We start from the raw sequence: 18,548 nt of genomic DNA, 5'->3' as shown, positions 1-18,548 counted from the left end.
GGGGGGCCCGCCCGCGCCGGCCGGGGGCGCGCCCCCCGGGCCGGCGGGGGGCGCTCTTCGCCGGCGTTTTTTTCTGTGGTTTTTTTCTTGTGGGGGCCCCCCCCACCCCCCGGGGGGGGCCCCCCCACCACTGTGCGATCTATTCGGGGGCGTTGGTGTTCAGCACCCAGTCCGGCTCGCCGTCCTCGGGGAGGTTGCGCAGCTTATCCGGATTGCGCACCACATCGATATTGGTGATGCGGCCGTCATCGATGGTGAAGGAGAACACGCCGGTGTTCTTGCCGTCGAACACCACCAGGCCCGGACGGCCGTTGACCATGATCGAACGACCCCAGCCGCCACCGACCTCGGTCGCGAACCGCAGGAAGCCGACCAGCGTCTCGGCCACCTTGTTCGCACCGTGCAGCGGATGCCGGAAGGCATTGACCTTGCCGCCGCCGTCGGCGGTGAAGGTGACATTCGAATCCAGCACGCCCAGTAGGGCACTCAGATCACCCGAGCGCCATGCCACCGCGAACGCCGACACCACCTTCTCGTGCTCGGCCGGATCGGCCGGGAAGCGCGGGGTGCCGGACTCCACATGCTTGCGGGCGCGAGAAGCCAACTGGCGCACCGCGGCCGGGGTCCGGCCCACCACCTCGGCGACCTCTGGACCGGTCATGCCGAAGACATCCTGCAGCACGAAAGCGGTGCGCTCGGCCGGGGATAGCGACTCCAGTACCACCAGTAGTGCGGTGGTCACCCGCTCATCCTGCGATACCCGATCGGCCGGATCATCGACCCAACTGGTGATCTCCGGCTCCGGCAGCCACTCGCCGACATACTGTTCGCGCCGCGCCCGCGCCGACCCGAGATGATCCAAGGCCAGCCGCCCCGTCACCGTGGTCAGCCACGCGCGCAGATTCTCGATCTCCGCACCGTCATTCGTCTCGTAATACCGCTGCAGCCGCAGCCACGCCTCCTGCACCACATCATCGGCATCACTCAGACTCCCCAGCGTGCTGTACGCGACCCGCCGCAAATAGCCCCGATGCTCCTCGAACCGCCGCGCCAACTCGGCCTGATCGGGTACCCCGTGCTGTCCGTCGCTCATTGCCGCCTCACCATTCCTGACCACGCGCCCATCCGGACGACCCTCACCAACCAGACGAACCAACTCCCCACACTGTGACATTCCCCAGCTCCGAGCCGGAACACGACCTCGCCTGAGACTGCCGAACATTCGTGCTGCGATCGCCGGATCGCTGTCGTGGCATGAAGGTCGACGCACTGACCGCCCCCGTCATCCCGGCGCGCTTTTGGCCGGGATCCACACCTTTCAGCGGCGGGCGTAGGCGACGGTCGCGGCGACGAGTGCGGTGGCGAGCTGCACTGCCTCCGAGAGGCGGACCGCGCGGCGTAGATCGGCTACGCGCGGGGCCGGGCCATCGCCGAGGGTCGGGCGCATTTCGGTGCCGTGGCGGTATCGGGTGAGTCCGCCGAGTTGTACACCGAGCGCACCCGCCATAGAGGCTTCTGCCACACCGGCATTCGGGCTCGGATGCTTTCCCGCGTCTCGACGCCAGGCGCGCCAGGCGTCGGCGGATCGGCCGCCGATCACCGGGGCGAGCACCGTTGTGATGAGTCCGGCGACTCGGGCCGGGCCCAGATTCGCGACGTCATCGGTGCGCGCCGCCGCCCAGCCGAACCGGTTGTAGCGCTCGTTTCGATATCCGACCATGGCGTCGAGCGTGTTGATCGCGCGATACCCGAGCAGTCCCGGCACCCCCGCGATTGCGCCCCAAAACAGCGGTGCGACAGTCGCATCCGAGGTGTTCTCCGCGATCGACTCGAGAGCGGCCCGGGCCAGGCCATCCGCGTCCAGCAGTTCGGGATCGCGGCCGCACAGGGAGGGCAGCAGTTCCCGAGCGCCGGCGATATCCCCGGACTCCAGGAGATCGGCCATTTGCCGCCCGGTCTCGGCCAGGGTTGTTCCGCCCAGCACGGTCCAGGTGGCGGCCGCGATCATCGCGGCTTCGCCGACCGACCCGCGAATGGTTTTCTTGGCGATGATGCCCAAGCCGATGACGCCGCCGGCCAGTACGACCTCGTGCACAACTCCGGCCAGGCGATGATCCCGATAGGTGACCTGTTCCAGCTTCATTGCGGTGGTGCCGAACCCGGCCACCGGGTGCCAGCGGCGCGGGTCGCCTAAGACGCGATCCGCCGTGAAGCCGATCAACAACCCAGCCGCAGCAACACTCCCGGAAAGCACCAGCCGAGGTTATCGACTCCGCCGCACCCGGTGGACACCACCTCTACGACAGCGCTGCGATTGTTCACCGGTGTGGAGTCAGCGACGGGTGTTGCCGTAGCGGTCGGCGAGACGGGCTTCGTTCGTCGGAGGTTTCGAAATCGATGGGGTCGGTACCGGTGCTGCGGTGGTGGGTTCCGCATCCGAATCCGTGTCGGCCGGGGCGGTGGCAGGCACGGTGCTCGCAGCCGGTGCGGTCGTGGATTCGGCGCGTTCGCGGCGGCGGGCTCGGATTTCGGCGTAGATGAAATAGCCGAGGCCGAGGGGAGCCATGATGCCGAAGGCCAGCCATTGCAGGCCGTAGGAGAGGTAGGGGCCCGCGTCCAATTGAGGGAGCGGGACGGGACTGAACGCGCCCGGCTGGTTCTCGTCGAGTTGCAGGTAGCCGCCGCGGCCATCGGTGGGGATGGGGGTCAGCGGCAGGTTCAGGACCGTCGAATCCTGTTGGGTGTCAATGGAATAGACCTGGCGGTAGCCGTCCTCGGTGAGCGGCGGCTTGGTGTCCACGATGCCCTCGGAGGCGCGGACCCGGGCCTCGAGATGTTGCGGTCCGGTCGGCGGGGTGGCGATCACGGGCGGGCGGGAGCCGTTCACGGCGGCGACCAGACCGCGATCCACCAGTACGGTGCGGCCGTCATCGAGGGTGAACGCGGTCAGCACCGAGAACGCCGGAGCAGAATCCAGGTGGCGCAGGCGCACCAGCACCGTGGAATCCGGGACATAACTGCCATTGGCGGTGACCCGCCGCCATTCGGTGTTCTTATCCGAGCCGCCGAACATACTGCTCACATCGACCGGATCGGCGTGCACCGAATCCGCGATGCGGGTATTGCGCTCCGAGGTCGAGGTGTTCTTGCCCAGCTGCCACGGCGCGAGCACCGAGAAACACAGGTACGCGAACCCGGCGACCACCACCGCGAGAATCACCCAGCTGGGCCGCAAGAGAAACGTGAGCCGACGAAGCATGGAATTACCGGAACTCATGCGCGATCGCCTTCGCCGAGCTGTAAGCGCACCCAGTCGAGCAGTCCCGGCACCGCGGCCTCGATCTGCTCGCGCACCAGCGCGAAATCGGATTGATCCCCGTAATACGGATCCTGCACATCCGTTCCATGGGCGGCCGGATCGAAACTCCGCAGCAGCCGCCGTCGGTCCGACGGCACCCCCATGCGTGCCAGCGCCCGCTCATGCCCGGTATCCAGCGCGATCAGCAAATCCGCGTCCAGATGATCGTCGCCGATCACCGCCGCGCTATGCCCGACCGGATACCCGTGACTCCGCAATTCGGCATTCGTCCGCGGATCCGCCTCATCCCCGACATGCCAACCCCCGGTCCCGGCGCTGCTCACGCGCACCCGATCGGCCAGCCCGGCCCGTTCCAGATGCGCCGCGAACATCTTCTCGGCCATCGGAGACCGGCAGATATTGCCGGTGCAGATGAAGGTCACATGCAGGTCGCCCACGACAGCCATTCTGTCCCGAACCCCTCGAGCGCGGCCACGTAGGGTGTTCGCTGTGCCCGAGCACACCACCCCGCGCCCCGCCCCCGCCGCCCCGGCCCGCTTCGAAACCAGCGCCCACGGCTCCCGAACCCATGCGCTGACAACGATGCCGCGCGGCAACGCCGCCATCGCCGCACCGAGCGATGCGCGGTGGACTGTCGCACCTGGCAAGACGTCAGCCGCCGAGGCGAACGATCGGATGAAGTCCGTGCCGTCCGGCGATCTCGCCGCCGAAGGGAGCGATTGGCGGACGAACCTGCCGACCGTTGGTGTGGCAGCTGCCGACGCGGGTCACGCGCCGCGAAGCGCTTCGGGTGTGGAATCAAGCGCTTGGTCCTCTCCCGCACGTGAGCATGAGGTAGTCGCTGACCTGGGCCGCGTGCCCGAGAGCGTTTCGGACGTTGTGTCGCGTGTCCAGAGCATCGCGCGGGCCGGGCGGCTCGTGCGGTCGACATGTCGACGGGCTGCGAATTGAGCGATGTGAGTGGCGTGAGTGGCCTCGATGATGCCGACTACGCGAAGTTGCGGCATCACGGAGATGTCGAGACTCGGGTGGGGATGGTCGATTTCGCGGTGAATGTGCAGGGGAGTGGGCCGCCGGAGTGGTTGCGGGAGCGGCTGGCCGGGCGGTTGGAGGAGTTGGGGCGGTATCCGGATGCGGGGGAGGAGCGGGCCGTTCGAGAGGCGGTGGCCGCTCGGCATGGGCGGCGGGCCGATGAGGTGCTGCTGTTGGCGGGGGCTGCCGAAGGGTTCGCCATGCTGCCTCGGCTGGGGGCTGCGCTGGCGGCGGTGATACATCCGTCTTTCACCGAACCCGAGCTCGCGCTGCGGGAGGCCGGGGTTCCGGTGGCGCGCGTGGTGCTGGAGCCGCCCTACAGCTTGGAATCGGTTGCGGGGCAGGCGAATGCGCCCGACTCTGCGGTCGGCGCTCAGGGCGGTAGGCGCGGCGTGCCGGTGTCTGAGGCGCGTAGGCCGCAGGTGCCGGAGGCGGCGGACCTGGTTGTTGTGGGGAATCCGACGAATCCGACTTCGGTGCTGCATTCGCGGGAGAGTGTGCTGGGGTTGCGGCGGCCGGGGCGGGTTGTCGTTGTTGATGAGGCGTTTGCGGATGCTGTCGTAGGGGAGACGGAATCGCTTGCGGGGGAGAGCTATTCGGATGTGCTGGTGCTGCGGAGTCTTACCAAGACCTGGGCGCTGGCGGGGTTGCGGTGCGGGTACTTCCTGGGGCATCCGGACTTGCTGGCGCGGTTGAATCAGGGGCGAGCGCATTGGCCGTTGGGGACGCTGCAGCTGGAGGCGATCGCCGCCACCTGCACGCCGGAGGCGGTGGCGGAGTCGCAGCGACTGGCCGAAAACATTGCGGCGCATCGGGATGCGATGATTCCCCGGTTGCGGGCACTCGGGATCGAGGTGTGTGAACCGGCGCGCGGGCCATTTCTGCTGATTCGGGTGCCGGATGCGGAACTATTGCGCAAGCGGCTGGCGGGCAAGGGGATCGCGGTGCGGCGCGGGGATACCTTCCCCGGGCTGGAATCGGGATTCCTGCGGCTGGCGGTACGGCCCGCGGCGGAGGTGGATGTGCTGATCACCGCCATCGCCGAGCTCGGGCTCTAGTGAAAACAACTGTGTCGGAGGAGGTTCGGTGATGGCGACGGTGCGATTGGCCGAGGTGATGGCGGCGCTGGACGCGGCGTATCCGCCCGGACTGGCCGAATCATGGGATTCGGTGGGCCTGGTCGCCGGTGATCCGGACGAGACGGTAGCGCGCGTGCTGTTCGCGGTCGACGCCACCGCCGCCGTGGTCGACGAGGCGATCGAATGGGGTGCACAGGCTTTGGTGGTGCATCACCCGCTACTGCTGCGCGGTGTCGACACCGTCGCGGCGGATACCCCGAAAGGCGCACTGCTGCACCGGCTCATCCGCTCCGGCTGTGCGCTGTTCACCGCGCACACCAATGCCGATTCCGCCGATCCGGGCGTCTCGGACGCGCTGGCGCACGCCGTCGGCCTGACCGTCACCGGCCCGTTGGAGCCGAAACCGCTTACCGCCCTGGATGAATGGGAAATCATCGTCCCGCGCACGCATACCGAACAGGTACTCGAAGCCCTGTTCATCGCGGGCGCGGGCGGCACCGGAAACTACCGTGACAGCGCCTGGCGCTCGGCGGGCACCAGCCAGTTCCGCCCGGTCGAGGGCGCGAACCCCGCCGTCGGCGCGATCGGCGAACTGCACAGTCAGGATGAGGACCGCCTCGAGGTGGTCGCCTCGCCATCGCGCCGCGCCGCCGTCCTCGCGGCTCTGCGCGCCGCGCATCCATACGAAGAGCCCGCCTATCACGTCACCGAGCGCGCCAAGCTGCCCTCCACGCGCGGTATCGGCCGCATCGGCGAACTCGCGGCCCCGGAAACGTTGCGCGAGTTCACCGCTCGCGTCCGCAAGGGTTTGCCCGCCACCACCTGGGGCGTCCGCGCCGCCGGTGACCCGGACCGCCTGATCCGCACGGTCGCCGTCTGCGGCGGCGCGGGCGATTCCTTCCTGAACACCGTCGCCCGCCTCGGCGTCGACGCCTACGTCACCTCCGACCTGCGCCACCACCCCGCCGACGAACACCTGCGCGCGGGCGGGCCGGCCCTCATCGACGCCGCCCACTGGGCCACCGAATTCCCCTGGTGCGCACAGGCGGAAGGCGTGGTGCAGGCGGCATTGCCGATGGTCGAGACCCGAGTCTCCGCAATCCGCACCGACCCGTGGACGGTGGGTGCGGCGGATTGCTGACAGCCGCGCCGACGAGGCGCGCTGCCCCGGAGGTCGTGCGATCCGGGTTGGGTGGCTGAACTTTTCGTGCAATCGTCGGCGCGTGCTGCGGGAAACCCGTCGAATCAGGGGCTCGATTGCACGAAAAGTTCAGGGCTTCAGCCTTCGCTGACGATCGTGGGCTCGTGTGCCACAGGGAAATTCACCGAGTTCGCGATGAAGCAGCGCTTATGCGCCTCCCCGTGCAGCTGCTCTGCGGTGTCGATCATCCCGGGCTCGCGCACGGTGACGCGGGGGCGCAGGGTGACCAGTTGGAAGCGTTCGTCGTCCATGACGCCGACGGCGGTGTCGTGATAGTCGGTGACCACCACGCCCGCCTCCGCGCACAGGTGCAGGTACCAGAGCATGTGACAGTCCGATAGCGACGCGACCAGCAGTTGTTCCGGATTCCAGCGCGTCTTGTCGCCCCGGAATTTCGGATCGGCGGTGGCCGGAATGCTCGGCCGCCCGTCCGCGAGCAGTTCGTGATTGCGCGTGTAGTCCCGGTATCCGGTGGTCGCGCCGGACCACGTGACCTCGACCTCATAGCGGTGTTCGCCCATATATCGACCCTGACATATCGGGCTGGTCGCGCGCCCGTCGATTTTCCGCGCGCCCCGGCCGGTCGCGATCAAATGTCCAGGTTGCGGTGGGGTTGGACAATCCGACTGGCTCGGACGGGTACGGTGGGAGTCTTGCACCGTCCATAGCGTCCAGGAGACCTTCCGCGTTGAATGCCGAACCTTCGATCCAGTCCAAGCTGCTCGACCTCGCCGCCGTCGACGCCGAACTGACCCGGATCGAGCATCGCCGCAAGGTGCTGCCCGAGGAGCAGGAGGTGCAGCGGCTGGAAACCGAGCGGACGGCCCGCAAGGACGCGTCGGTGAAGGTGGAAATCCTCATCGACGATCTGGACCGCGATATCCGCAAGCTGGAAGGCGAGATCGACGCCGTCCGCAAGCGTGAGGACCGCGACCGCGGCATGCTGACCTCGGGTTCGGTCGGCGCGAAACAGCTTTCGGAGCTGCAGCACGAGCTCACCAGCCTGGAGCGCCGCCGCAAGGTGCTAGAGGATGACGAGATCGACGTCATGGAGCGCCGCGAGGCCGCCGCCGCCGATCACGCACACGCCGGCGCGAACCTCGACAAGGCCGAAGCCGATCTGGTCGATGCCGAACGCCGCCGCGATGACGCCGTCGCCGACCTGAACGTCGCCCAGCAGCGCTGCGAATCCGACCGCACCGCCCTGTCCGCCGGCTTCCCCGCCGACCTGCTCGCCGCCTACGAGAAGCAGCGCGCCACCGCCGGTATCGGCGCGGCCCTGCTGCAGGCCCGCCGCTGCGGCGCCTGCCGCATCGAACTCGACCGCGGCGAAATCTCCCGCATCGCCAAAGCCGCCCCCGACGCCGTGGTCCGCTGCCCCGAATGCAACGCGATCCTGGTGCGCACCAAGCACTCCGGGCTGTAGCGGCCCAGGTCGACTGAACTGACGCCACGTCGCAAGGCAGGCGTTCGCGTTGCACTCCGCATGCGGCGGCCACCATCATGCCGGATTCCGCGGGGACGACGGAGGCGTGATTCGGCTCGGCGCGATCGAACAGGCCCGTCGCAGCATGGTTGAACAAGGCATGCCCGATATCTCCGGTCGGTGGGCGAATGCTCCGTCCGAACCGTCCACGAGCGTGTGACGACCCGCGAAATATGCGCTCGCGCGGCGACGTTCGGCAGTGGTCCGGGTGGCTTCGTCGAAGCCGGGGAGTCGGCTGGCAGGATGTGGCGCAGTCGGAATTGAGCCGGGCTTGCGGGCCTGGGTGATCGCCGGGCGGAATCGCGATGGTGGCGATTCGGGCGGTAGGCGGTGGCATTCGCTTCGGCGGATGACCGCCAGGCACCTTTGGAGGGTGAGTAGCGGTGACGGACAAGGTTGTTGTCGAGGCTGACGGTGGGTCGCGCGGGAATCCCGGACCCGCCGGGTATGGCGCGGTCGTTTGGGATGCGGGTCGGGACCATGTCCTCGCGGAGCGGAAGGAATTTCTCGGGGTCGCGACAAACAATGTCGCCGAGTATCGGGGACTCATCGCCGGGCTCGAAGCCGCTGCCGAACTCGGTGCGCGTGAGGTTTCGGTGCGCATGGACTCCAAGCTGGTCGTCGAGCAGATGTCCGGGCGGTGGAAGGTCAAGCACGAGGCCATGATTCCGCTGGCCGATCGGGCTCGGCGGTTGGTCGCGGGGTTCGATCGGGTGAGTTTCGCGTGGATTCCGCGTAAAGAGAATTCGCATGCGGATCAGCTCGCCAATGAGGCCATGGATGACGCGGAGGTCGTCGGTGAGGTGCGGAACGCGCTGAACCAGCCGGTGGCGACGGAATCGGCTCCGGCGCAGCGTGACTCCGGTACGGGCTCGGCTCTCGCCGCGGCGTCCACGCATTCGGATCCGCTCGCTGCGACCGGGCAGGGTAAGGCGGTTACGACGTCTGCGCCGGGGTGGACAGGGGCGGTGGGGAGGCCTACTCGGTTATTGCTGTTGCGGCATGGGCAGACGGAATTGTCTGTGGAGCGCAGGTATTCGGGGCGGGGGAATCCGCCGTTGACGGAATTGGGGCGGCAGCAGGCTGCCAATGCGGCGAGAATGCTTGCGGGTAAGGGGAATATCGCGGCGATCGTGTGTTCGCCGCTGGGGCGGGCGCGGGAGACCGCGGAGGCGGCGGGGAAGGCGCTCGGGTTGCCGGTGCGGGTGCTCGACGGGTTGATCGAGACGGATTTCGGTGCGTGGGAGGGGCTTACGTTCGCCGAGGCACGCGATCACGATCCGGAATTGCACGCGCGCTGGCTGGGAGATCCCGCGGTGGCCCCGCCCGGCGGTGAGAGTTTCGATCAGGTGCGCGAACGCGTCGAAAGCGTGCGGCGCGATCTGGTCGCGCTGTATCCGGGTGCGAATGTGCTTGTGGTGAGCCATGTCACGCCGATCAAGATGCTGTTGCAACTCGCACTCGGCGTGGGCCCGTCGCTGCTGTATCGCCTGCACCTGGATTTGGCGTCGTTGTCCATCGCGGAGTTCTATCCCGACGGCGGTTCGTCGGTCCGGCTGGCCAACGACACCTCATATCTCTAGAACACGTCAGGGACGCAGTGTGGCGGTGAGGAATTCGAGTTGGTCGTGCACGGCCTTCTCGAACCACTCGTCGAAGTAGATATCGAAATGCCCGATCGGATACTGCTTCACGACCGCGTGCTTGGTGCGCTCGGCCGCGCGCAGCGTCGGTTTGGCGGGGGCGACGCTGTCGTTATCGCAGATGGCGTAGAACACCGGCGCTTTGATGTCCTTGGCGCGCCGGGCAGGTGAATCGAACAGCGTCGACATGCCTATGCGCGCGGGCACTTTCGGCCGATACTGACTGGATTCCTCCGCGAGCCGCCCATATCCGTCCGGAACGTCGGCCGCGCTCATCAACGCGGCCGAATGCTTCTTACCCGCCAATCGCGCCGAGATCGGCCGCCGGATCACCGGGCTGACAATGATGTCGGTCAATGCCAGCGTCCCGGTTTTCACCAGGCTGATCGGCCCCTTCGCCATCGCCGAGGACCAGCCGCTGGTGAATGGGCACTGCGCGACCACGGCCGCGATGTAGTGATCGTCCGGCGCGACCGAAAGCACATGCCCGCCGCCGAAAGAACTGCCCCACAGTGCGATTCGCGTCGCATCGATTCCCCGAATGGTGCGCGCGTAGGCGATCGCCGCATGCCAATCCTCACGCTGGCGCGCGATATTGATGACATTGCGCGGCTCACCCCCGCTACCCCCGAAATGCCGATAATCGAACGCCAGCACCGCGATTCCCGCCGCGGCGAAACGCCGCGCATAGCGATCCAATCCCATTTCCCGATCGGCTCCGAGCCCGTGCCCCATGACTACCAGGGGACGTGGCCGTATCGGCCCATCCGGCAGATACAGCCATCCCGCACACTGCTCACCACCGGAAGGGAACCCCACCTCGACACGCTCCATGGCCCGTTACGGTACCTTGGTGGCCGCGGACGAGTCGGTTGGGCGGCCGCGGCGATGGGAACGGGCATGTGAATGCCGCCGCCCGTCGTCGAGGAAAGTCCGGACTCCACAGAGCAGGGCGGTTGTTAACGGCAACCCGGGGTGACCCGCGGGACAGTGCCACAGAAAACAAACCGCCGGTGCTCCGCTCGCGAGAGCGGAACGCCGGTAAGGGTGAAACGGTGCGGTAAGAGCGCACCAGCGCGCCGGGTGACCGGCACGGCTAGGTAAACCCCGCCCGGAGCAAGGTCGAAGGTCGCATTCGCGAGAGTGCGGCTGCGCGGACGTTCGAGGGCTGCTCGCCCGAGTTCGCGGGTTGACTGCTCGAGGCACCCGGCAACGGTGTGTCCAGATGGATGGTCGCCACCCGGTGTTCGCACCGGGGACAGGATCCGGCTTATATACCGACTCGTCCGCCCTTTCGGGGGCGATCTCGCGGTGCCATGATTGAGGGTGGGCCGCGGCCGGATACCCGTGGCACAGTTGGAAATTCGCGGGGGCGAAACACCATGGGCGTGCTGTATGGCCTGGCGGCCACAATCGCAGTGCTGTTCTTCATCGGAGCGTGGGTGGTCGCCTCGGGCGTCCGCGTAGTGGCCCAGTACGAAAAGGGCGTGGTATTCCGGCTGGGCCGGGTGCGCGCGGTACGAGAACCCGGTCTGCGCCTGCTGCTGCCCGGCGTGGACAAGATGCGCAAGATCTCCACGCAGGTGATCACCATGCCGGTGCCCGCGCAGGAGGGCATCACCCGCGACAATGTGACGGTCCGGGTGGACGCGGTCGTCTATTTCCGGGTCATCGATCCGGCGCGCGCCATTATCGAGGTGCAGGACTATCTGTTCGCGATCGCGCAGGTCGCGCAGACCTCGCTGCGTTCGATCATCGGTAAGAGCGAACTCGATGATCTGCTCTCCAATCGCGAGGAGATGAACAAGGGCCTGGAGATGATGATCGACAATCCGGCCCTGGGCTGGGGCGTGCACATCGATCGCGTGGAGATCAAGGATGTGGCACTACCGGATTCGATGAAGCGCTCCATGTCGCGCCAAGCCGAGGCCGAACGGGAACGCCGCGCGCGCATCATCTCCGCCGAAGGCGAATTGCAGGCCTCCACCATGCTCACCGAGGCCGCCGCCCGCATGTCCACTGCCCCGGCCGCATTGCAATTGCGACTGCTGGAAACGGTGGTTCAGGTTGCGGCCGAGAAGAACTCGACGCTCGTCCTGCCTTTCCCGGTCGAGCTGCTGCGCTTCCTCGAGAGCGGGACCCTCCGCAATGAGAAAGATAAAGAAGAAGGTTGAGCCCATGTCCACCTCGATGCTGATCCAGCCGCTGGCCGTGTTAGTACTTTTCGCTATCGCCTATCTGTTCAAGCTGCTCTCCGCGACGCTGCCGAACGGCCTGCGCGACAGATAGCGCGCAAACAGCCGGACAACACGGTGCCCGGCACTGTTCAAACCTCACGACGAGGTGAGATACACCGCTTCGCAAGAGCTGTGCGAGATCCGCCGAGTTGGGCGAGAATGACGGCGCGTGCATGGCGTGTTTCGGCGCGGCTCGGCGTGTCGACTGGGTTATCGGCCCGGAACTGGCATCGAACGTGATCGACGTCATAAAGTGTTGCGCGTTGGAAAGTTCCGTTGCGGCCTGCAACGGGCAAAGGGTCTCAACATCGAACTTCGGAAAGCAGGTCTCGTCTATATGCGAATTGCTCGCAAATTGGCAGCCGGTGCCCTCCTCGCCGCTGCCGCTTCCGTTTCGGTTGTCCTCGGCGCCGGCTCGGCCTCCGCATTCGCGGTGACTCCGCTTCCCGGCGGAGTTCAGGTGGATCTCACCCCGGCGGATACCGCCTGGGTGGCGAATTCCCACATCGGGCAGGCGATCGCGGGCCTGCCGCATCCGTCTGCCGCGTCCTTCGGTGAATCGCTCGATTCGGCGGCGGCGCTCTCGACTCAGTTCCCCAACGGTCGCGTGGTCTTCACGGTGTACGGCCCGTTCGATCAGTTGAACGGCACCATGCTGGCCCTGCAGTAGGGACAGCGCAGCTCAGTGGAACTGCATCAGCGGATTCTGTCGGCGCCGGTCGATTTCGGCGCCGTCCGAACCGAATTCGGATTGGCCTCGGACTACCCGTCCGAGGCCGTCTCGGAAGCTCGCGACGCGGTCGACGCGTTCGCGGGCGCCCGGGTCGACCGCCGCGATATCGAACTCGTCACCATCGATCCGCCCGGCGCCATGGATTTGGATCAGGCGCTCGCGCTCGAGCGCACTCCCGCCGGAGGGTTCCGGCTCTACTACGCGATAGCCGATGTGGCGGCGTTCGTTCGCCCCGACGGGCCACTGGCCCGGGTCTCGCTGGCTCGCGGAGAAACCTTCTATCTGCCCGACGGCACCGTGCCGCTGCATCCGCAGGTGCTGTCCGAGGGGCGGGCCAGTCTGCTGCCCGATCAGGATCGCGCGGCCGCGCTGTGGATCATCGACTGCGATGAGCACGCTGAGCCGCAACACTATTCGGTGACGCGCGCACTGGTGCGCTCCCGGGCCCGCCTCGACTACGCCACCGTGCAGGCCGCCGCCGATGCGGGCGAGCTGCACCCCTCCATTGCCGCGCTGCCCGATTTCGGGCGGCTTCGTATCGAAGCAGGGCTCAATCGCGGCGCGATCAGTTTGCGGCTGCCTGCCCAGAGCGTGATTCGAGTCGATCAGGCAACGGGCCTCGAGGCCGGAGCCGCCGACGCGCCCGATGCCGCACAGCATTCCCGCTCGGACGATTCCGGGCGGGCCCCGGTCACCGGCCCGGATCATTGGCAGTTGGTGATCGAACCGCGCACGGCCGCCGATGATTGGAATGAGCAGGTTTCGCTGCTCACCGGGATGTGTGCCGCGCTGATCATGCTGAAGGGCGCGGGCGATGACCACCTCGGCCTGCTCCGCACCATGCCGCCGCCCGCCGCGTCCACGGTGGAATCCATGCGCCGCACGGCCGCAGCCGTCGGGGTCTCGTGGCCCAAGGGGGATTCGGTCGGGCGCGTGCTCGCGGGGCTCGACCCCAATACTCCAGCGGCCCTGGTTCTCATGTCCGAGGCCACCGGGCTGTTGCGCGGCGCTTCGTACACGTTGCTCAACGGGCAGCCGCCGGATACCGTGCAGCACAGTGGAATCGGCGCGCCGTACGCGCATGTGACGGCTCCGCTGCGCCGACTCTCCGATCGGTACAGCACCGAGATTTGTCTTGCCCGCTGCGCGGGAACCGAAGTACCCCAATGGGTTCGGGACGGTCTCGGCGCGGCGGCGGAGTCCATGCGCCGCGGCGACGCCGTCGCGGGCAAGCTGGAACGCGCCTGCATCGACCTCACCGAATCCACCCTGCTGGCGGCGCGCACGGGCACCGACTTCGACGCGATAGTCCTGCGCGAAGCCAACGGCACCCGCCCCGCCGAGATCTTCGTCGCGGACCCACCCGTACTCGCCAAATGCGCCGGTGGCCCACCCGAAGGCAAGAACGTGACCGTCCGCCTCACCGTCGCCGATCCAGCCACGCGCACAGTGACTTTCACGTACACGCCCGAACCGGATACCGCAGAGGCGGCAGTGGCGGAGTAGCGGTCCGCCGATCGAAGTACGCGCGCCTGTGCCATGTTCGCCCAATACGGTCGGCGGCAGCCTGGGCGAGTGCTGTTCTGCGGCAGTCGGGTTCAGGGGTTCAGGGTGCGGTGTATGCGGGCTGCTTCGCGGGTGAGGTGGTCGCGTTCGGGGAGGTTGGTGGCGGCGCGGGAGGCTTCGACGTAGAGGGCGGCGGCCTGTTCGAGGTTGCCCGCGCGTTCATTGAGGTAGGCGCGAACCGCGGTGTGGCGCGGGAGATTCGGGTCCAGGTCGGCCAGTGCGGCCAGACCGGCCGGTGCGCCGTCCGCTTCGCCGATCGCGACCGCGCGATTGAGCCGGACCACCGGGCTGTCGGTCAGCGCGAGTAGTTCGTCGTACCATTCGACGATCTGGACCCAGTCGGTTTCCTCGGTGCTCGGGGCGTCCGCGTGCAGGGCGGCTATCGCGGCCTGGGCTTGATATTCGCCCAGGAGGTCGCGGGCCAGGGCGGTCTGCAGGATGTCGACGCCCTCGGCGATAAGGGTTGTGTCCCATCGTGTTCGGTCCTGTTGCGCGAGCGGGATCAGGTCACCGGCCGGGCCGGTGCGGGAGGCGCGGCGGGCGTGATGCAGCAGCATCAACGCGAGCAGGCCCGCGACCTCGGGTGCGTCGGTCGCGGCGGCGAGCTGGCGGGTGAGGCGGATCGCCTCGGCCGCCAGGTCGAGATCGCCGCTGTAGCCCTCGTTGAAGACCAGGTACAGCACGCGCAGCACGGTGGCGAGGTCGCCGGGCTGGTTCAAAGACTGCCCGGCGATGCGCTTCTTGGCGCGGGTGATCCGTTGCGCCATAGTCGCTTCGGGGACGAGATAGGCCGTCGCGATCTGCTTGGTCGTCAAGCCACCGGCCGCGCGCAAGGTCAATGCGACGGCCGAACCGGGGGACAGCGACGGATGCGCGCACAGGAAGTACAGCCACAGCGAGTCATCGGTGCCGGGCACCGGACCGGCCTCGGGCTCATCCTCCACGGCCAGTTCCCTGCCGCGCCGGGAGGTTTCGGCGCGGGCGGCATCGAGGAATTTGCGCCAGGCCACCGCGACGAGCCAGCCCTTGGCATCGCGCGGTGGATCATCCGGCCAGGTCTCCAACGCTCGAATCAGCGCCTCCTGCACCGCATCCTCGGCCGCGGCGAAATCGGCTCCGCGACGGACGAGGATGCCGATCACCGCCGGGACGAGTTCGCGCAGCAGGGCCTCGTTCACTCGGTCACCGTGGGCAATCCGGTGAAGAACGGGCGCACCTCCAGCCATTCCCGGATGGGCTTACCGCCCGCGCCGGGGGCCGCCGACAGTTCCGCGGCCAATTCGAGTGCCCGCTCATAGGTCTCGACATCGATGATCGTCCATCCGGCGATCAGATCCTTGGTCTCAGCGAACGGGCCGTCGGTGACGGGCGGGCGGCCTTCGCCATCGGAGCGGACGAAGGTGCCCAGCGGGGACAGCGCCTGATGTTCGACGAATTCGCCGGTCTCCTCGAGACGTTTGCCGAAATCCGCCATGTACTGCACGTGGGCGGTCACCTCGTCCGGGGTCCACCGGTCCATCGGCACATCGTTCTCCGATGCGGGCGCGCCTCGGTAATGCTTGAGCAGCAGGTACTTGGCCATGATGTGTTCTCCTCGGTTCGTTCTTATTCTGGGGTGGTCGGACGGTTCAGGCGTTCTGGCGCTCGGCGCGCTGCCGCACCAGCTCTTCGACGGCGGTCGGAAGCGTGTTCTCGAAATCGATCAGCTTGGCCCAGGTGGGCGTGATGACAATCCGCACCATCCCGTCATACAGCGATCGCACCTCGGCCTCCCACTCCACCCGCTGTTCGGCGCTCATGTCGTAGCTGCCGTTCATCTGCAGGTACTCCTCCGGAATCCCGTCCACCTCATCGAGCTCCACCCGCCCGCGAATGAGCAGGATCTTCGGCGGATGCACCTCGGTATCGATGGTCAGCGCCACCGCCGGATTCGCCCGCAGCGAATGCAGCTTCGGCGCGTTCTTCGTAGTGCACACCACGATCTCCGCACCATTCCAGGTGAACGCGATCGGCACATTCCGAGGCGTCCCATCCTTGGCGACATACGCCATCCGCAACACATCCCGCTGCAACAGCTCCCGGCTGAACGCCCGCCCCAAAACCTCGGCAACCTGATCCGCGTCCATGATCCCTACTCCTTCGTCGATGTCACCGACCCGCTCCGGGCCGCTCATACCCCTGGGACGGAGCCACCCCACCGTTCTCGACATCCCCACCGAAAAAACTTTGAAACTACGATCCCGACCATGTGGACCGAAGCCGCGGACCTGGAAATCCTGATGGAGCGCCTGGCGGAAGCAGGCGTCTCGATGCTGCTCCGCGTCGACGCCCGCACCTTGGGCCAATGCGTCAGCCGCGGCCTACGCCGACTCCGTGATCAGCACGAAAGCTGGGACTGGCTCGACGACTGGGTCTGATCCCGCACGCGCGCGATCCCCAGCAGGTGCGCGCTCGTGTTGATCAGCAAGGGGTCCTGTTCGACCAGGCGGGCGCAGTGCAGGGCGGCGGAAACCAGTGGTTCGAAGTTATCGAGACCGGCGCGGTCGAGGGTGGGCCATGCCGGTCCTTCGATGCCGTAGAGATCTCGACCTCGCGCATGCCTGCGGCCGCGAGTTCGGCACGCAGTTCGTCGGCGGTATGCCAATGGGTCGCAACGAATCCGGCATGCTCGTCGTACTGCCCGGTGTCGATGACCTCGCGTACCGACGGCAGCAGGGCCTCATCGAGTGTGCCATCGGTCCCGGTCTCCAGAACCGAGAGATATCGGCTGATGGCCGCGGCGATCAACAGCCCGCCCGGCCGCAGCACGCGTACCGCCTCACCCAATGCGATTGCCCGATCCGCGGCTTCGGTGAGGTGATACAGCGGCCCGAGCATCAGCACCACATCGACAGTGCGGTCGGCGACGGGCAGTCGGCGCGCATCCCCGACCATTGTGGTGACCCCCGGCAGGGTCGCGGCGGTCGCGACATGCGCCGGAACCGGATCGATGAGATGCACCGAATGTCCATCTCGGGCCAGCCATTCCGCGTGCACGCCGGTCCCGCCGCCGATATCGAGCACTCGCACCGCTCCGGTCAACCGGCGCCGAATCAATTCCCGCGTGCGCAGAAACTCCAACCGCCCATGCGGACTCCGGAACAGCCGTTCCCCCTCGGCCGCTGCGGAATAGTGCCCCACAAGATCAGATCCCATACCGAATCCTGGCCCCGATCCCGCCGCCGAACAATTGATTTAGCCGCGCAGGTAATGGTGTGCGGGCCGCGGCTGTGCGGCCTGGGCTCGGAGTTTTTGTTCCAGTTCGGCTTGTTCCCTGGCGGATTCGACGCGGTAGCCGATTATCACGGTGCCTACGAGGGCTATGGAGATGACGGCTTCGGCGATGAAGAAGGAGGTGAAGTCGATTAGGGAGCCGATTGGGGGTGCGCCGGGGACGGCGTTGCGGAGGGGGACGAGGGCGAAGAGGAGGGCGCCCATCATGGAGCAGGCGGGGAACATGAGGCCGCGTTTGCCTTTGAGGACGTAGTAGCAGGCGGTGGCGGCGGCCAGGGCCAGGCCGAGCATGAGGAGCATGATGAAGAGGGCGAAAACCATTGAGGGGAGGGAGCGTTCGGCGTGGAGGGTTACGTCTATGCCGGTTACGACGCCCTCGGCGGGGGTTTCGGTTACTTCGAAGAAGGTGTCGCCGCTGGCTATGCTCACGGAGATCGGGAGTTCGCGGTCGGCGCTGAAGATGTCGAAGGCCAGGATGCTGTCGTAGGCGTCGAAGGGGTAGTCGGTGACTGTGCCTTCGACCACCACCTTGACCTCTGCCGCCGAGATGGGCTGGCCCGCTTTGATTTTGATCGGATCGGCTTTCAGCGCCGAGGTGTAGACAATGGCGTCGGCGGTGAAGAAACCGTGTTTGTCGGCGAGCGCGCCGCGCGGGTGCGCCATCACCTCGATGGTGGCGGTCTGGGTAGCCGGATCGATCTTGCCCACCCAGATCGACAAATCCACGCGATCCGCGACGGTGGTATTCCCGAAGGGATGCGTTGTCTCCGAACGACTTCGGCCGACCTCATAGGTCGAGAGCGCGAGCACCAGGCCCACAATGGTCAGCGTGACCGTCACAACGGCCCAGAAGGCTCCGCCGCGCCGCTTCTTCATTCCGTGTTGCACGCTCCGAAATTAGCGGCGCGCAATAATTTTCAGCTCACGACCAGCGATGATGCCTTGATTATCGGGATGTGATGGCACGCGTGCTGTATTG

Annotated in this window: 19 protein-coding genes and 1 other RNA gene; 9 read left to right on the top strand and 11 right to left on the bottom strand. The window is 67.0% G+C overall.

Annotation, left to right across the window (positions count from 1 at the left end; translation table 11 throughout):
* Positions 1-139 precede the first annotated feature (139 nt).
* The 4 genes from sigJ to ACFC4D_RS33875 form a co-directional block, all read right to left on the bottom strand.
* The gene (gene sigJ / locus ACFC4D_RS33890) at positions 140-1,093 is read right to left on the bottom strand and encodes an RNA polymerase sigma factor SigJ (RefSeq protein WP_364650393.1); all 954 of its coding nucleotides are present in this window, start codon (positions 1,091-1,093) and stop codon (positions 140-142) included.
* A 225-nt stretch (positions 1,094-1,318) separates the two neighbouring features.
* The gene (locus tag ACFC4D_RS33885; protein ID WP_376069286.1) at positions 1,319-2,254 is read right to left on the bottom strand and encodes a cobalamin biosynthesis protein; all 936 of its coding nucleotides are present in this window, start codon (positions 2,252-2,254) and stop codon (positions 1,319-1,321) included.
* Between the two features lie 78 nt (positions 2,255-2,332).
* On the bottom strand, positions 2,333-3,277 hold the full coding sequence (locus ACFC4D_RS33880; RefSeq protein WP_376069284.1) for an SURF1 family protein: 945 nt from the start codon (positions 3,275-3,277) through the stop codon (positions 2,333-2,335).
* Positions 3,274-3,765, bottom strand: a complete 492-nt coding sequence (locus ACFC4D_RS33875; protein WP_376069281.1) for a low molecular weight protein-tyrosine-phosphatase — start codon at positions 3,763-3,765, stop codon at positions 3,274-3,276. The genes ACFC4D_RS33880 and ACFC4D_RS33875 overlap by 4 nt, the downstream gene beginning before the upstream one ends.
* Positions 3,766-4,353: 588 nt before the next feature.
* On the opposite strand from ACFC4D_RS33875, the gene cobC reads away from it, so the two are divergent.
* Positions 4,354-5,409 (top strand): Rv2231c family pyridoxal phosphate-dependent protein CobC, encoded by a 1,056-nt coding sequence (gene cobC / locus ACFC4D_RS33870; protein ID WP_376069776.1) that lies wholly within the window; start codon positions 4,354-4,356, stop codon positions 5,407-5,409.
* 31 nt (positions 5,410-5,440) lie between these two features.
* A complete protein-coding gene (locus ACFC4D_RS33865) occupies positions 5,441-6,571 on the top strand; it encodes a Nif3-like dinuclear metal center hexameric protein (RefSeq protein WP_376069278.1) in 1,131 nt (376 codons plus the stop codon).
* A gap of 137 nt (positions 6,572-6,708) precedes the next feature.
* On the opposite strand, the gene ACFC4D_RS33860 is transcribed toward ACFC4D_RS33865, so the two are convergent.
* Positions 6,709-7,152, bottom strand: coding sequence for an OsmC family protein (locus tag ACFC4D_RS33860; protein WP_376069275.1), 444 nt, complete (start codon positions 7,150-7,152; stop codon positions 6,709-6,711).
* A gap of 167 nt (positions 7,153-7,319) precedes the next feature.
* Here ACFC4D_RS33860 and ACFC4D_RS33855 point away from each other — a divergent pair, with 167 nt between their 5' ends.
* Together ACFC4D_RS33855 and ACFC4D_RS33850 are read left to right on the top strand one after the other, a co-directional pair.
* Positions 7,320-8,057, top strand: a complete 738-nt coding sequence (locus ACFC4D_RS33855) for a zinc ribbon domain-containing protein (RefSeq protein WP_376069272.1) — start codon at positions 7,320-7,322, stop codon at positions 8,055-8,057.
* 443 nt (positions 8,058-8,500) lie between these two features.
* On the top strand, positions 8,501-9,700 hold the full coding sequence (locus ACFC4D_RS33850) for a bifunctional RNase H/acid phosphatase (protein WP_376069270.1): 1,200 nt from the start codon (positions 8,501-8,503) through the stop codon (positions 9,698-9,700).
* Positions 9,701-9,706: 6 nt separating this feature from the next.
* Here ACFC4D_RS33850 and ACFC4D_RS33845 read toward each other — a convergent pair whose 3' ends face one another.
* Positions 9,707-10,594, bottom strand: coding sequence for an alpha/beta hydrolase (locus tag ACFC4D_RS33845; protein ID WP_375968312.1), 888 nt, complete (start codon positions 10,592-10,594; stop codon positions 9,707-9,709).
* Between the two features lie 30 nt (positions 10,595-10,624).
* On the opposite strand from ACFC4D_RS33845, the gene rnpB reads away from it, so the two are divergent.
* From rnpB to ACFC4D_RS33825, 4 genes are all read left to right on the top strand, one after another.
* Positions 10,625-11,049, top strand: an RNA gene (gene rnpB / locus ACFC4D_RS33840) — RNase P RNA component class A.
* 93 nt (positions 11,050-11,142) lie between these two features.
* The gene (locus ACFC4D_RS33835) at positions 11,143-11,934 is read left to right on the top strand and encodes a slipin family protein (protein WP_364650422.1); all 792 of its coding nucleotides are present in this window, start codon (positions 11,143-11,145) and stop codon (positions 11,932-11,934) included.
* A 523-nt stretch (positions 11,935-12,457) separates the two neighbouring features.
* Positions 12,458-12,667 (top strand): hypothetical protein, encoded by a 210-nt coding sequence (locus ACFC4D_RS33830; protein WP_375968311.1) that lies wholly within the window; start codon positions 12,458-12,460, stop codon positions 12,665-12,667.
* Between the two features lie 15 nt (positions 12,668-12,682).
* Positions 12,683-14,236, top strand: coding sequence for an RNB domain-containing ribonuclease (locus ACFC4D_RS33825; protein ID WP_376069267.1), 1,554 nt, complete (start codon positions 12,683-12,685; stop codon positions 14,234-14,236).
* A 92-nt stretch (positions 14,237-14,328) separates the two neighbouring features.
* Here ACFC4D_RS33825 and ACFC4D_RS33820 read toward each other — a convergent pair whose 3' ends face one another.
* The 3 genes from ACFC4D_RS33820 to ACFC4D_RS33810 are packed head-to-tail and all read right to left on the bottom strand — an operon-like array spanning position 14,329 to position 16,422.
* A complete protein-coding gene (locus tag ACFC4D_RS33820; RefSeq protein ID WP_376069265.1) occupies positions 14,329-15,474 on the bottom strand; it encodes an RNA polymerase sigma factor in 1,146 nt (381 codons plus the stop codon).
* Entirely contained in the window at positions 15,471-15,878 is a 408-nt protein-coding gene (locus ACFC4D_RS33815) for a YciI family protein (RefSeq protein ID WP_375968308.1), read from the bottom strand. Before ACFC4D_RS33815 ends, ACFC4D_RS33820 begins: the two co-directional genes overlap by 4 nt.
* Before the next feature lie 46 nt (positions 15,879-15,924).
* On the bottom strand, positions 15,925-16,422 hold the full coding sequence (locus tag ACFC4D_RS33810) for a pyridoxamine 5'-phosphate oxidase family protein (RefSeq protein ID WP_375968307.1): 498 nt from the start codon (positions 16,420-16,422) through the stop codon (positions 15,925-15,927).
* A gap of 120 nt (positions 16,423-16,542) precedes the next feature.
* On the opposite strand from ACFC4D_RS33810, the gene ACFC4D_RS33805 reads away from it, so the two are divergent.
* Positions 16,543-16,713 (top strand): hypothetical protein, encoded by a 171-nt coding sequence (locus ACFC4D_RS33805; RefSeq protein ID WP_376069262.1) that lies wholly within the window; start codon positions 16,543-16,545, stop codon positions 16,711-16,713.
* 43 nt (positions 16,714-16,756) lie between these two features.
* On the opposite strand, the gene ACFC4D_RS33800 is transcribed toward ACFC4D_RS33805, so the two are convergent.
* Together ACFC4D_RS33800 and ACFC4D_RS33795 are read right to left on the bottom strand one after the other, a co-directional pair.
* Positions 16,757-17,491 (bottom strand): methyltransferase domain-containing protein, encoded by a 735-nt coding sequence (locus tag ACFC4D_RS33800; protein WP_376069259.1) that lies wholly within the window; start codon positions 17,489-17,491, stop codon positions 16,757-16,759.
* A 39-nt stretch (positions 17,492-17,530) separates the two neighbouring features.
* Entirely contained in the window at positions 17,531-18,457 is a 927-nt protein-coding gene (locus ACFC4D_RS33795) for a DUF4436 family protein (protein ID WP_376069256.1), read from the bottom strand.
* Positions 18,458-18,548: the final 91 nt, after the last annotated feature.

The organism is Nocardia sp. NPDC056000 (assembly GCF_042269265.1).
Lineage (GTDB): Bacteria > Actinomycetota > Actinomycetes > Mycobacteriales > Mycobacteriaceae > Nocardia.
Note: the sequence above shows the minus strand (reverse complement) of the source record. Positions and strands in the feature narration are given on the sequence as shown.

What these genes read in the sequence shown, in the direction of transcription:
- ACFC4D_RS33835 (WP_364650422.1), top strand. Translation starts at nt 11,143, where the DNA reads ATGGGCGTGCTGTATGGCCTGGCGGCCACAATCGCAGTGCTGTTCTTC.
- ACFC4D_RS33810 (WP_375968307.1), bottom strand. Translation starts at nt 16,422, where the DNA reads ATGGACGCGGATCAGGTTGCCGAGGTTTTGGGGCGGGCGTTCAGCCGG.
- ACFC4D_RS33800 (WP_376069259.1), bottom strand. Translation starts at nt 17,491, where the DNA reads ATGGGATCTGATCTTGTGGGGCACTATTCCGCAGCGGCCGAGGGGGAA.
- ACFC4D_RS33815 (WP_375968308.1), bottom strand. Translation starts at nt 15,878, where the DNA reads ATGGCCAAGTACCTGCTGCTCAAGCATTACCGAGGCGCGCCCGCATCG.
- ACFC4D_RS33875 (WP_376069281.1), bottom strand. Translation starts at nt 3,765, where the DNA reads ATGGCTGTCGTGGGCGACCTGCATGTGACCTTCATCTGCACCGGCAAT.
- cobC (WP_376069776.1), top strand. Translation starts at nt 4,354, where the DNA reads ATGGTCGATTTCGCGGTGAATGTGCAGGGGAGTGGGCCGCCGGAGTGG.
- ACFC4D_RS33805 (WP_376069262.1), top strand. Translation starts at nt 16,543, where the DNA reads ATGTGGACCGAAGCCGCGGACCTGGAAATCCTGATGGAGCGCCTGGCG.
- ACFC4D_RS33845 (WP_375968312.1), bottom strand. Translation starts at nt 10,594, where the DNA reads ATGGAGCGTGTCGAGGTGGGGTTCCCTTCCGGTGGTGAGCAGTGTGCG.
- sigJ (WP_364650393.1), bottom strand. Translation starts at nt 1,093, where the DNA reads ATGAGCGACGGACAGCACGGGGTACCCGATCAGGCCGAGTTGGCGCGG.
- ACFC4D_RS33860 (WP_376069275.1), bottom strand. Translation starts at nt 7,152, where the DNA reads ATGGGCGAACACCGCTATGAGGTCGAGGTCACGTGGTCCGGCGCGACC.
- ACFC4D_RS33880 (WP_376069284.1), bottom strand. Translation starts at nt 3,277, where the DNA reads ATGAGTTCCGGTAATTCCATGCTTCGTCGGCTCACGTTTCTCTTGCGG.
- ACFC4D_RS33865 (WP_376069278.1), top strand. Translation starts at nt 5,441, where the DNA reads ATGGCGACGGTGCGATTGGCCGAGGTGATGGCGGCGCTGGACGCGGCG.